This window comes from Streptomyces sp. A2-16 (genome assembly GCF_018128905.1).
Taxonomy (GTDB): Bacteria; Actinomycetota; Actinomycetes; order Streptomycetales; family Streptomycetaceae; genus Streptomyces.
Window position 1 is genome coordinate 1 of sequence record NZ_CP063809.1, and the last position, 12325, is coordinate 12325.

At 69.5% G+C, this 12325-nt stretch carries 11 protein-coding genes; 2 read left to right on the top strand and 9 right to left on the bottom strand.

Features of this window, described 5'->3' with window-relative positions:
• The 5 genes from mobF to IOD14_RS43945 all read right to left on the bottom strand — a co-directional run.
• Window positions 1-3573: MobF family relaxase (gene mobF, locus IOD14_RS43925; RefSeq protein WP_349252452.1), on the bottom strand; the 3573-nt coding region annotated here is incomplete at its 3' end.
• Window positions 3574-4079: 506 nt separating this feature from the next.
• Window positions 4080-4592, bottom strand: a complete 513-nt coding sequence (locus IOD14_RS43930; RefSeq protein ID WP_212673543.1) for a hypothetical protein — start codon at window positions 4590-4592, stop codon at window positions 4080-4082.
• Window positions 4589-5362 carry a hypothetical protein gene (locus IOD14_RS43935; protein WP_212673544.1) on the bottom strand — a complete coding sequence of 258 codons (774 nt, stop codon included), beginning with the start codon at window positions 5360-5362 and terminating at the stop codon, window positions 4589-4591. The genes IOD14_RS43930 and IOD14_RS43935 overlap by 4 nt, the downstream gene beginning before the upstream one ends.
• A gap of 117 nt (window positions 5363-5479) precedes the next feature.
• Entirely contained in the window at window positions 5480-5803 is a 324-nt protein-coding gene (locus IOD14_RS43940) for a hypothetical protein (protein ID WP_212673545.1), read from the bottom strand.
• Between the two features lie 302 nt (window positions 5804-6105).
• Entirely contained in the window at window positions 6106-6600 is a 495-nt protein-coding gene (locus tag IOD14_RS43945) for a hypothetical protein (protein WP_212673546.1), read from the bottom strand.
• A gap of 271 nt (window positions 6601-6871) precedes the next feature.
• Between IOD14_RS43945 and IOD14_RS43950 the strand changes: the two genes are divergently transcribed.
• Window positions 6872-7531, top strand: a complete 660-nt coding sequence (locus IOD14_RS43950) for a hypothetical protein (protein WP_212673547.1) — start codon at window positions 6872-6874, stop codon at window positions 7529-7531.
• A 234-nt stretch (window positions 7532-7765) separates the two neighbouring features.
• Here the strand turns inward: IOD14_RS43950 and IOD14_RS43955 are convergent, their stop codons facing one another.
• The 4 genes from IOD14_RS43955 to IOD14_RS43970 all read right to left on the bottom strand — a co-directional run bounded on the left by IOD14_RS43955 (window position 7766) and on the right by IOD14_RS43970 (window position 11356).
• Window positions 7766-8410: a DNA-binding protein gene (locus IOD14_RS43955; RefSeq protein ID WP_212673548.1), complete on the bottom strand. Its 645-nt coding sequence runs from the start codon at window positions 8408-8410 to the stop codon at window positions 7766-7768.
• Window positions 8411-8628: 218 nt separating this feature from the next.
• Complete coding sequence (locus IOD14_RS43960) at window positions 8629-9210, bottom strand: hypothetical protein (RefSeq protein ID WP_212673549.1); 582 nt, start codon at window positions 9208-9210, stop codon at window positions 8629-8631.
• 80 nt (window positions 9211-9290) lie between these two features.
• Window positions 9291-10781 carry a DNA cytosine methyltransferase gene (locus IOD14_RS43965; RefSeq protein WP_212673550.1) on the bottom strand — a complete coding sequence of 497 codons (1491 nt, stop codon included), beginning with the start codon at window positions 10779-10781 and terminating at the stop codon, window positions 9291-9293.
• A 203-nt stretch (window positions 10782-10984) separates the two neighbouring features.
• The gene (locus tag IOD14_RS43970; RefSeq protein ID WP_212673551.1) at window positions 10985-11356 is read right to left on the bottom strand and encodes a hypothetical protein; all 372 of its coding nucleotides are present in this window, start codon (window positions 11354-11356) and stop codon (window positions 10985-10987) included.
• Window positions 11357-11943: 587 nt separating this feature from the next.
• On the opposite strand from IOD14_RS43970, the gene IOD14_RS43975 reads away from it, so the two are divergent.
• Window positions 11944-12318, top strand: coding sequence for a hypothetical protein (locus tag IOD14_RS43975; RefSeq protein WP_212673552.1), 375 nt, complete (start codon window positions 11944-11946; stop codon window positions 12316-12318).
• Window positions 12319-12325 lie beyond the last annotated feature (7 nt).

Consider the following 12325-nt stretch of genomic DNA (forward strand, 5'->3'; position numbering starts at 1 on the left):
CTCGAATGCTGCGGCCTCCGCGGCCCGCTGAGTCTCCATCGGGTCGATGACCTGCGCCCCAATGACTGCCTGCTGCGCGGCCAGCGCGTCTTCCTGGCTCCCGTTCCAGGCCAGCGCGGGCGCCTGCTGCATGACCTCGGCCTGCCGCATCGCCTCGGCCTGCGCCTCCTCGCTGATCGACCGATCCGCGTGGGCGACGGGCGCCACGGACAACTGGGCTACCAGAGTGTTGACGGTGGTTTCCTGCTGCTCCACGGCTGCGCTCACGCGCTGCTCGTCAGCCCGGACCTGGCGCCGCTCGGCAGCCTCCAGCTCGCGCTCCGCCCGCCAGTGCAAGACCTTGCCCAAGTCCTTCGCATCGGCCAGCCGCCCCTGGGCAACGGTCCGCATGATGCCCTCTGCGTCATAACCGGCCGCCTCGGCAGCCCGGCCCAACCGGACGAGGGAGCCGAACGCCTCGCTGCCGGCCAGCTCCTCGTAGCGCTCCGGGCCCAACTCGGCATACAGCACACGACCCAGCTTGGTGGTGGCGTATTCGGTGGAGAGGTCTTCCAGCTCGAACGAGTGCTTGGCGAGCGAGCGGGCCCAATCCGCCTCTTCCCGCTGTACCTGGGTGGCGCTCTTCTCGACGGTGGAGTTCTCCAGCGTCTGCTTGTAGAGGGCCATCGGGTCCGGCCGCTCCCACGGCTCCACGCCCGGCATGTCGGTGGACATGTACGCGGTGTTGGCCTCGCGGCCGCGCGTCATCGCAACGTAGAACGCCTCCCTGGAACCGCTGCCGTCCCAGTAGCTGTGGGCCGTTCCAACGGTGCGGCCCTGGGTGGAGTGGATGGTGCCCGCATACGCCAGGTCGACATGCTCGCTCACGTACGAGGGCGGTAGCTGGAGGGTGTCCCCGTCGTCGTAGGCCACGGTGACGGAACCGTTCTCGGAGACCCCCAGGACCTTCACTACGTCGCGGTTGGTGGCGAACCGCTCGCCGGACGCGCTGGTCATGCGTCGGTTGTTCTTGCGGAGCTGGATCATGTCGCCCTTGCCGACCGTCAGTCCGCGGTCCTCCAGTTCGATGCCGTTCTGCTCGACCTTGCCGAGTCGCACGAGGTCTTGCCGGGCGCGGGCCGCCAGCTCGTCCGCCTGCTCCCTGGTCGGCGCGATCAGTACCGCGTCCTTACCGCCTGTGTGGTCGGCCAGCCAGGACTGGTACGAGGCTTCCAGCATCTCCTGGCGCGTTCCTGCGCGTAGGCGGCCGCGAGCGTCGTACTCGGCGAGCGCGGCAACCTCGCCCTTCCGGAGCCGTAGGGACGCCCCTTTCTCCCACTCCGCGTTGAACCGCATCACCTGGTCAAGGCGGTGGACGTTGGGGAGTTCTTCGGTCAGCTGGGAGAAGATGCCGCCGGAGCCGACGCTGTCCAGCTGTGCGTTGTCGCCGACGTACAGCACCTTGGCGCCGGCGCGGGCGGCCAGGCGGCGGATCTCGTCCAGCTGGCCCGTCTCCGCCATGGATGCCTCGTCCACGAGGACCAGCTGACCCTGCCGGAGCTGGAACGCGTCCCGCTCGTCTTCGGCCACGGGCGCACCCGATTCCAACCGGCGGTTGGTGTCCAAGAACTTGGCCACGTTCTGCGCGTTCCGCACACCCTCCTCGGACAGTACGCGGGCGGCGCGCTGGCTGACGGTGAGGCCGATCACGGGGCCGACTTCCTGCGTCCAGATGTCGTGGATCGCGCCCGCCAGGCGGCTCTTTCCAGTGCCTGCGGCGGCGGCGACAACCTCCATGCGGCGGCCGGACGCAAGGATGGAGCGGAAGGCCTTCTCCTGCCCCTCGTTCAGTCCACCCTTGACCACGGCCGTGTCGATCGCCTCGCGGGAGACGGCGGGGGCGCCCAGCTCCGTGGCCTGCTCGATTACCCGTCCCTCGCGCTGCAGATGAGCCTCTGTGGCGTACCGGACGGCGCCGTGGCGGGCGTAGACGCTCAGTCCGTCCTCGCGGGTCAGCTCCTGCGGGAGCGGGACGAGGTTGCGGGCGGTCAGCCGCACCACCTCGGTGTCCGTGCCGGACTGCAGCGCAGCGTCGGCCAGCTCGTTGACGAGGGCCCGCACCTGGTCCCGTTCCAACCCGCCCAAGCAATCTGGAAGCTGCTTGGTGATCTCCACGATCAGGTCCCCGCGGCGCCATGCGGCCTTCTGGTCCTGCGCGTTCTCGACGGCGGTCCGGACCACCTTCGCCGGGTCGAATTCCAGACCCGATTCCAGGTCTGCGGCGCGCTGTTCCAGCTCGGCCGTTGCGCGTTCCACCTCCGCTGGAATGTCCGCCAGGGACTCGCGGGTGTCGGAGATCATGTCCGTCTCCCACTGCTCCAGCAGTTGCTCGCGCGGCACTGCGGCGGTCTTGCCTTTGCGCTCCGAGAGGTTCACCCACTGCGCCATGCGGGCCAGTTCGTGGGCGCCCGGCGGGCGGCCCTCGCGGTCCTCGTACGCCTTGGCCAGCTCGGCGGTGCCCGTCGTGATGGTCTGCCGCCGGCTGCTGTACTTGTCCCGCTTCTCCTGGCCGATGCCGACGACTTCGCGGGCCATGCCGTCCGGGCGCATCGCGGTACGAATGCCCATCTTCCGGTACAGAGCCTCGTCCGTGGTCTTCTCGAATAGGTGCCCGGCTGCCTTGGTGTGCCGGTAGATCTCCTGTCCGTCGATGGTCAGCCACTTGGAACGGAGTTCGCCGGTCACGGGGTCCATTGTGTCGACCTTGACCCGGTTCCAGATCGCGTTGTGCACGTGCAGCTGCGGGTCGTTGTCCCTGGATGTGTGCTGGCGGAAGCTGGCGACCGTCCAGCGGTGCGCGTCGACTTGGCGGCCGGTCGGGGCGCCCTCGGCGTCCTTGGCGCCGTGGCGTCCGTCCCGGGCGTATCCGGCCTCGTCCTGCAGGAATTCCAGCCCGGCCTGGACACCCTCCATCACGGCGTCCCAGACCATGTCCGCCTTCGCTGCGGCGGCCGCCGCTCCCTCGACGTCACCAGCCGCGCGGAGCCGCTGAGCCTCGATCTGGAATCCGGCGTGCAGCAGGCTGTAGCTCTTCGGCACGGAGAACGTGACGTCGTAGTAACTGCGGGACGTGGGCGCGTTCTGGCGCACCTTCAGCTCCGCCTCGCGGCGCTGCTCGGGGGTGGCGTCGGGGCCCAGCTTCTCCAGCGCGGCCTGCACCTTCTCCTCGGTGCTCTTGGTGTAGTCGTACGGCTTCCGCCCGACCCGGGCGGCGTCGTAGATGGCTGCCACCTCAGCCTTGTACTCATCCGTCCCCCGCTCCGCCGTGATTGCGGAGAGTGACGCGCGGACCTGCGCATGCAACTCCGGGTGCGTGAACTTCGAGTACATGTCGCTCATGAGTTCATGGTCGACTTCACCCGTCAGACCAAGATCGTTTGCACCCTCACCGAGCCAGATCCCAGCAGGCTCCCCGGCCTGTTCGATGCTCTTCAAGTAGTAGTGCTCGCCACCCTTGCCTACCTGATCAATCAGGTACCCAGGGTCAGATCCCGGGCTCACGGTAGCGGTCATGCGATCACTGTAGGTGGCCATCGGATAAGAATGCAAGGGTGTGTCAGATAGATGCTTGTACCTTGGGGTTGACGGATCGTTAGGTGGTCCTGTTGTTCGGGTGGCATTCGTGGGTCCGATTACCTTCTAGCTGCTGGTGGTCTGGGTCGTTGCTGGCTGTCTCCTGTCCGATGGTCCTGGTTGGGTTCGCTGGCTTCGCTGGGCGCTCTGGGGGTTGGCTGTTGACGACTGCGGGCGGCTGCCCGCTAGGCTGTGCTGGAGACGGCAGAGGCCCGACCCCGGAGTGTGGGTCGGGCCTCGACTGTTACCAAGAGTGGTTTTCGGCGGCGAGCGTGTTGCCGATCCCGGCGCGGTCGAACGGTTCTACATCTAGCGTGCACACGCTATGACTTGCCCGGCAACCGCGGCCGCTGCGCGGCCTCGACGGGACACCGGAGCCACCGAACCGAAGCAACCGCCGGCGGTGCGGGACGGACCCCGCAGCGTGGGCCCGCTACGCCCGACCGCCTAGCGTGCACACGCTGCGTCTACCAGAGGGTGTCCTGCCGGTCTCCGGACGGGTGGCCAGCCGCGAGCGCGGCCACGATGGCGTCGGCCTCGGCACCCGGAGCGGCCGCCAGAATGGCGTCCCGCACGGCGACGGCGCGGCCTGCCGCGCCGCGCACGTCCGCGAGCGGGTGACCGGTCAGCCCGCGCCGTGCCTGAAAGTCCAGGATGTTCTGCAGGCGGTCCCCGGCGAGCCAGTGCGCCGGATTCTGACAGCTGGCCTCGTCGCACCGGTGCCGGACGATGGCGCCCTGCAGGGCGCCGGCGCCGTGGTGGATGGCGAACCCCAGGACATGGGCTGAGACCACGCGAGAGGTGCCCGCCGGGCGGCTGCCCGCCCGCAACTTCCCATGCCCGGAGTCGCTGACGGCGCCCAGCCACCAGTGGCAGTCCGTGGGTCCGGGGCCGCGGTACACCTTCGCCTCGTACCGGGCGACGGTCGCCGGGTCGGCGGCCAGGGCCGACCAGGGAACCGCTGGGGTCGGCGCGGTCACGGCATGACCCGAGCCGCGACGGGCTCGGCCTGCTCGGTGCCCGCGCCCAGGGCCAGTTCCAGCGTCGACTCCGGGGGCTGGAACTCCTGCCTGCACCTCCCGCACAGCACGGGCGCCTCCTCGAGGAATGCGGGAGTGACCTGCGTCCGGCGGGGGGTCTCGCAGCCGCATTCGACGACGACGCGCTTACCGGCTCGGCCGCGTCCGCCGCGCGGGCCCGGGTTGTCCTCGTCTTGCTGCTCCTGGTCCTGGTCGCCGGGCTCGCCCGCGTCGTCTTCGGGAACCTCTATCCGCGCGAGCGCTGCCGCTTCCAGGCGCCGGATCTGGGCCGCGTACCGACCGACGGTGGCGGCCGTGATCAGGGAGTCGCTGAACCCGATCACCTTCGCCGCCCGCTTCGGGGGCTCCAGCCCAACCTCCCTGGCCAGAGCCGCGTATTCGCGGTTGTGCCAGCGTCCCGCACACGAGGTGTCCCGGATGCTCCGGGCGGCCGCAAGTGCGTGGGCCGCCTCGTGCAGCATCGTCTCCACGACCATCTCGCCACCCTTGGCGACGGCCTCGCCCGACACGAACAGCTCCGCTTTGCGCCCGGCGGCCGCCGCGTCCAGCCATCGGTCCGCCGTGTGGTGACCCCACTTCAGGCGGCCACGGGCTCGCCGCCCGGTTCCAGTCACGATCACGACGTCTGGAACGTCGGGGTGGTGCTTCTGGATTGCGCCCCACGTCAATTCCAGGGCGGTGACGATGCGGGTTCCCTCCTGAGCGGCCATGCTTCAAATCGTAGCGTGCACACGCTAGATAACGGGAGGATTCGGCGGAAGTTGGAACGGCATCGGCCGCCCACTGGATGCGACTTCCAGCGGACGGCCGATGGGGGGTGCGGTCGGTCAGTCGCCGTACTCGTAGGCGTCGGTCACGAGGTCGCCCCATCCCGTGTGCCCCCGCCGTTCCAGGCGGTGCCGGAGCATCGCGGCGGCGTCGGCCTCTGTGACCTTCAGGGCGAAGTGCTCCCGTGCGGCCGTAAGGACGTCGCCCACCGTGACCCGTAACGGCCAGGTCACGTGAAGGTCTGTCACGGGTTCGGAGCGGAGCGCCCGCACCGCCGCGGTGATGGCCATGTCTGTGGCCTGCTGCAACTGCCCTTGGCGGTGTCGGGCTTGCTGTTCGGCGGCTCGGCGCTCGCGGCGCCGGCGGATGACTCCCAGGATCACCACTCCTCCTTCGGATGGGGTTCGACGTGCCCGCAGTAGTGGCACCGCGCCCCCGCCGGGACGTCGACAGTCGTCCCGGTGCAGCGCGGGCACTCCCCCAGTTCCAACACCGGACCGGTGCCCTGCGTGCACCCGGGGCACCGGTGCCCTGCGTCGCCGTAGGTCCACCTGGCGCGCTTCATGACGTCCTCGAACTCGTCAGCGTCCAGCGCGTATGGGTCGCCCACGGGTTCCACGAACAGCGCGACGCACCCGGAGCGGTCGCACGTTACGACGTTCCGAATCACGGTGTCGGTCGCCCTTCAGGTAGTCGGGTAGAGGTCGGCGCGCGGGGTGTTCTCGGTGAGCCAGCGGCGGTACGTGTGGGTGCGCCCCTCGATGGCCAGCCGGTCGTATCGCTCCTTCACTGTGGTGTGGTGCTGGCCGATCGCCTCCCCCAGCTCGCGAAACGACATCTTGTCGCGGTCGGCCTCCGGCTCGCGGGCCGCCAGCATCAGCTCCTCCTCGATGGCGGCCAGCCGCTGCTTGAGGCGCCGGATGTCCCGCAGTCCCTCCCAAATCAGCTTCCGTTCCAGCTGCTCGCCGGACTGGATGGCGTCCATGGCCAGGATGGCGGTATCCGCCTCGTCCGCAATCTGCCACTGCTTCCCGCCGTGGAACGCGAGCGTGTACGTGTGCACTCCGTCCGGCCAGTGCGCGGTCCGGCCGGAGACCTCGCGGGGCTCTAGACCCGGGCGGCTCGCGGTCATCGGCTCCGTGGCGGGGTCCGGGAGCGGTCGGTGCTGAGAGGTCGTCATGTGCCCTTCCTTTCAATGCGATTGCTGTAGGGGTTCCCCAACACCGTAGGGGAACCCCTACAAGGCGCACAAGCGGTTCACCGCATCCCGTCCGAGCCAGCTCGGGCCGGTCTTCACTCCCGACTGGCGGGAGGTTCACGCGAGCGGGTATCTCTACGTACACGTACAGATCGGGGGTGGGGAATTGACGCTGGTAGTCCTGTGTCGGCGGTTCGGTTCATCTCTTCTCCGGCGCCTATCTCCTCCCGCCTACTGGTGGAAGCGTCCTTCAGTGCCTGGCTCGCGTCGCTCGCAGCGGCAGCGTGCGGTCTCAGAGCTGCGGGCGCAGGGGCGCTACGGGCCTGATCTGAGCGACGTGCTACCCGCGTTCGTCGGCCTCGCCTTCGCCGTGACGGGCCTGGTGGCCTTCCTCGTCTGGCTACACAGGACTTGGGGCGGTGGCGGTCTGGCGCTAGGCGTCGTCGTGCTCGCGGCCGCCACGGTGGTGGGGCTGCGTTGGCGTCGGACGGTGGCGCGCCGGCGCGGCGGCATCTACACTGCGGCGGAGCTCGTCCGGCTCGATGACTCCGGCCTAGCGGTGGCGGCCGCGCGGATGCTGCGGCGGGACGGCTGGCAGGTGGTCGACCTGACGGTACGGGAGGCGCGGCCTCGCCTGTACGCGCGGGACCGCCGGGGCCGCGAACTCGATGTGGCCTTCCGCCCGGTGGCGCTGGCGGATGAGGACGAGGTGACAGAAGGGCCCGCCCCGTTGCGGGAGGCGGGGCGGCCTGGCGTCGACCGCCTGATTCGGGTCGTTGTCCACCTCGGCACCTTCAGCCGCGCGGACGTGCTCTGGGCCTCTCGCCAAGGCGGAGTCCACCTACTCGACGGCCACCAGCTGCGGCGCTGGGCGGACGGCGCATCCCTGGAAGAGCTGGGCCTTTCTGGCTGAGGCTCCTTCTTGCTGTTGATCGTGGCGCGGGCGCCGCGGCGCCGGTCCGGCGGCGGGCTCTCCCACGACGGTCCGGGTAACAGTCCGCTGCGACTGTTACCCATTCTGACCTGCTGAAATTATAGAAACGGGCCCTCAAATGAGGGCCCGTTTCTGGTGTGCGGGGGCCGGTCGCCAATTGGCGACTGACGGGCGGTGCAGCCAGTTCTTCCTCGTCCCGGCGGGCTCGGCTGGTCAGGCCTCGGCGGGATCACTCGCGCGCAGATGCTCCCGCGCTGCTGCCAGGAGGCGTTCGCCAGTGCGGTGGCTGACGTCGTACCGCTGGGCCAGGTCGGCGGCGGTGATGGTGTCCTGGCCCTCGCTGTCTGCTTGGGCGAGTGCGGCGGCCACCTCCTGAACGCGGGCTTCCGTGCTGCTGTGGCGGCCGCGGGGCGCCTGGTTACGGGGGTCACCTGATCGACGTCCCGCCCCGGTGCGCTCGGGGTGGTGGCGCTGGTCGCCGGCGTCGATGCGTTCCTGCACCACGCGGCGGGGCCAAAAGCGGCGACCGTGCAGCTCCACTCCCTGCGGCAGATAGCCGGTGCTGGCGTACGCCCTGACGGTGGAGGTGTCGGTGCTGAGTGCGGCGGCGACTTCCTCCGTGCTGAGCAGGTCGTCGGGGTGGGGCTCGCCGGCGGGGGGCGTCGGCGGGATCGGCTGACCCGCGACGTAGGCGCGAGCCTGGGCCGCGTCGTACAGGCGGAGGCGTTCGCCCGGGTTGGTCACGGGGACACGCGAGCGGAAGTCGGCGCCGTGGCGCCGGCGCCACGTGTGCAGCTCCATGCCTGCCTCGGCGGCGATGTCGGCCTCCGCCATGACGGGCCGGTCGTGCGGGATCATCGGTTTCTCCTGTCGGGCTCGCGTCGGCGGGTTGGGCAATAGACTGCACCAGTCGCACCCTCGCGGTGTTGACGGGTCGGGACCGATGGATACCGACCGCTCCACTCTCGGGTGGTGCGGGCCATCGGTCCCTTTCGTTTGCCCACGGCGCGGCGGAGCTGGAACGGGGGCACTCCGGGCGGGCGAAGCCCGTCCGGAGTGCCTTCCGCGCGGTGGGGCTAATCCCGGTACGCGGCGATGGCTGCGCGGACCTTCTCGTCACCGAGGCATCCGGCGGGCGCCGGAGGGTTCGTCGATGCTGGGTGGCGGTGAGTGCTGGGCTGCTGCCCGTTGCGGCCGCGCTGGTGCGACCAGTAGCGCGGGCCCTGCCAACCGCACAGGTCGCACCGCTGCCACCACGGGTTGTCGCTGCCGGGGAAGCCGGTGTAGGGCGTCCAGCAGTGTTCCTTCAGCGTCGCCAGTACGGCCTTGGCGGTGTCGACGTTGCGGCGGTTGTACGGCATCCGGGGGTGGAGCAGCGGCACGGGCTCCACGAGGACGGGTACGGGGGCGACCACATCGGCCAGGGACATGGCCGTGACGCGTCCGACCGCGTACATGTCGGCCAGGCGGGCGGCCGCCATGTCGACGCCGTGCTCGCCCTTCTCGGGGCGGCCCAGGTTCCGCTCACCCTCGCTGGAGAGAATGAGCCAGTCGCGGTGCCAGCGGAATGCGGCTCCGATGACGTCACCGCCAACGAGGACGGGGTAACGGCACTCCCAATCCGGCGTGCCGAGACGGAAGGTCGGGGTCTCCGACATGAGATCTCCTTGGGTGGGCCGGGGCGAGGCGGTGAACACCCCACCCCGGCAGTTTCAGCTTTACAGCTTTAGCTGACTGGTCAGAGGACGGCGGCGACGCGGGAGCCGAGCCATTGTGCGACGTTGCAGCTCACCGCGTTTCCGGCCTGCATGGTCTGCTCGCCCTTGTTGCCGTGGACGATGTAGTCGGCGGGGAAGCGCTGGGCCAGCAACTGCTCGCGCGGCTGGATCATCCGGTAGTGGCAGTCCTCCAGCTCCGGCGCGGGGTCCAGCACTGCGGCGGAGTCCTTGGTGCCGAGAGTGTGCAACGGCTCGGCGGTGGTCTTCGCCGTGGCGTTGCGGTAGGGGATGACCAGCCAGTGGTGGCGTCCCTGGCCGGTGACCGTGTCCACGGGCTCGGCCACGTGCCGGGCGCGGGAGTTGCGGCGCAATGTGACGATGAACGACTCATCGGCTTGCGGGGGCGTCACCAGGGCCTCGAACCCCTTCGGGTTGGCGAGCCGGGTCCGCATCGGCGCGGCCGCCGTGGTCGGCTCCGTGTTCCACGTGCCCCCGGCGGGGACGAGGACTGCGTCGCCTATCTTCCGGGTGCGGGTGGCGAGCGGTGCAGCGTCGGCCGGGAAGGCTCGTCCGTCGTGTCCGCTGTGAGTGACGGTCAGGATCATCCGGCGGTCTCCCAACATCCGGAGTCCGGAGTGGATCCGCTCGACGGTGCTCGCGGCGAGCGGGGGGAGCTTGTGCTGCGGCCGGTCACCGATGCGGATGCCCAAGTTGGTCCAGTCGATGATGGATGCCGCCGGACGGACGTAGGGCTCGACCACGGTGTGGTGGCAGCGTGCGCCGTTGGGGCAGCGGTAGACGTACTGCTGACCGTACTTGCCCAGCTTGCGGGCTCCGGCCTTCTTCCAGGACTGGAACGCCTCGACGTTCTCCCCGCACGAGGGGCACCACGCCAGGGGGCGGGGCTCGACGTCGGGGAGCGGGATGCTCTTGTGGGTGAAGACGACATAGATCCGGTCCCGCCACTGGGGGGCCGGGTCGTTGCTGTCGTCCCCCGCGTGGGCGGAAGAGACAGATACGAACTGGTGGCGGTAGCCGAGTACGTCCATGCCGGTCAGCCAGACGTCGAACAGTTCCCACTCGGCGGCTTCCGCGACGTTCTCGACCATGACGGCCTTGTAGCGGTGAACCTCGGTCGCCCGGATGACGTCCCAGAACGTCGCCCGGGTGCGGTCGAATGCGGCGGACGGCACGTGCCCGAACTCCTCAAGCGCCAGTCCCAGCTGCCCGGCTCCGGCCGCGCTCTTGCTCGCCTTGCGCCTGCGCCCCCCGGCGGGGCTCAGCTCGGTGCAGATCGGGGAAGCCCAGAGCACATCCGTGCTGGGCAGGCGCCGCATGTCGTACCGGTCGATGTCTGCGCACAGGTGCTCAGCGTCGCGGTGGTTGGCGGCGTGGGTGTCGATGGCGGTCTGCCAGTGGTTCGCGGCCAGCTTCAGCTCCAGCCCGGCGGCCACCAGGCCGGTGGACGAGCCACCTGCGCCACAGAACAGGTCTGTGAAGGTCAGAGACATTCGGTCGTTTCCCTTCGGGTTGTTGACGGGTCGTCGGGGGCGGATACCGTCCGCCCGTTCCGACAGGATCAATATTACAGCGTCAGATGACAGATGTCTATGCCGGGGAGGCTGTCTCTGCAGGTCAGAATGGGTTTCGCGTGCTCGTCACCTACCCGAAAGGGCCCGAACCCCGGGTGGGTTCGGGCCCTTTCGGCGTACTCCTACGCGGCGCGGGCCACGCGCTGCACGGAGGGGGCCGCTAGTCGGCGGCGCATGTGGTCGCGGTAGTCGATCAGGAGGTTCAGGGCGATTCGCAGGGTCTGACCGTCGCCTGCGGCGACGTAGTCCTGCCCCCAGACCTTGTCGTAGAACTCGACGTGGACGGGGCCGCCCTGATGGAGAGCTGCGCCGATGAGCTCCCCCGTCTCGGCCTCGTAGACGTGGAAGTAGTCGTGAATGAGGCCGGGGCCGTGCGGGAGGGCTTCGACCAGCCACAGCCAGTCGCGAGCCTCTCGGGGCGTCATGCGAATGAGGGTGAGTGGAACGCCCCGACCGGCGGCGGTGCGGACCTTGGGGGCGTCGGGGTGAGTCATGAGGGGCTCCCTCGTTCGGGGTTGGCGGGTCGCCGGGGGGCGGATACCGTCCGCCCGTTCCGACAGGATCAATATTACAGCGTCAAGTCACATGCGTCTATGCCGGGGAGCCTGTTTCAGCAGGTCAGAATGGGTTTAACCCCCACGGTGGCGCGCTGAGCGGAGCGCCCACGACGGGCCCGGCCACATCGCGGCAGCTGCTGCTCCCCCGCAACCATCGGCGGGCGGTGCGGTCTGCTCACGCGCGCGCGTGAGCGACGGCGGCAGTACGGCGAGCGGCCCAACTCCGGCCCGGTCGACGGCACTCGCAGCCCGGCCCGACCCCCCTCCCCTCCCCGCTGGCCTTCCTGCGAGCACAACGGCGAGAGGTGCAGTCGGCGGGCGGCTGGCCATGTAAACCGCCCACCGTTGCCGTCTCCCCAGCGGGGTAACAGTCCAATGCGACTGTTACCCCGTCTGACCTGGGAAGGTTCTTTAGATCAGCCTGGGAATGAGGGGATGGGCAAGCAGATCACCGCCCCGCATGCCCGGGGGTGGGCTTCTCCCCAGTCCGGTGCAATCTCGGCCGTCTTGCGTAGGCTGGATGTATGGCGACACGGGATGACCTGCATCGTCTCGTCGAAGAACTTCCGGCGAGTGACATAGAGCTTGCGGCAGACGTGCTTGACGCTCTGACGCTCGTCGATGCTGCTCAAGGGCGGGAGGCTGCCGCCGACGCACTTCGTCGGCAGGAGGCTGCCGCCGACGAACTTCGTCGGGCAGTTGCAGCCGCGCGGGCTGCGCTGCTGAGTCTCCAGACTGGCCTGCCGGGGCTGCGGGTCGGAACGAGGGCTTATCTCACCAGTGCTCTACCTGCGTTGCCGGAGCCGCCCTACCCGCGGTCGGTCGGGTCCCTGACGCGGGCGCCGGCTGACCTCTCGTCCAACCTTGACGACTACCTCGCGGATGGCTTCGGCCAGTGACAGAATC

Coding starts and splice junctions, on each gene's coding strand:
- IOD14_RS43935 (WP_212673544.1), bottom strand. CDS start 5,362: ATGGCCGCTCAGGAGGGAACCCGCATCGTCACCGCCCTGGAATTGACG.
- IOD14_RS43945 (WP_212673546.1), bottom strand. CDS start 6,600: ATGACGACCTCTCAGCACCGACCGCTCCCGGACCCCGCCACGGAGCCG.
- IOD14_RS43955 (WP_212673548.1), bottom strand. CDS start 8,410: ATGATCCCGCACGACCGGCCCGTCATGGCGGAGGCCGACATCGCCGCC.
- IOD14_RS43960 (WP_212673549.1), bottom strand. CDS start 9,210: ATGTCGGAGACCCCGACCTTCCGTCTCGGCACGCCGGATTGGGAGTGC.
- IOD14_RS43965 (WP_212673550.1), bottom strand. CDS start 10,781: ATGTCTCTGACCTTCACAGACCTGTTCTGTGGCGCAGGTGGCTCGTCC.
- IOD14_RS43970 (WP_212673551.1), bottom strand. CDS start 11,356: ATGACTCACCCCGACGCCCCCAAGGTCCGCACCGCCGCCGGTCGGGGC.
- IOD14_RS43975 (WP_212673552.1), top strand. CDS start 11,944: ATGGCGACACGGGATGACCTGCATCGTCTCGTCGAAGAACTTCCGGCG.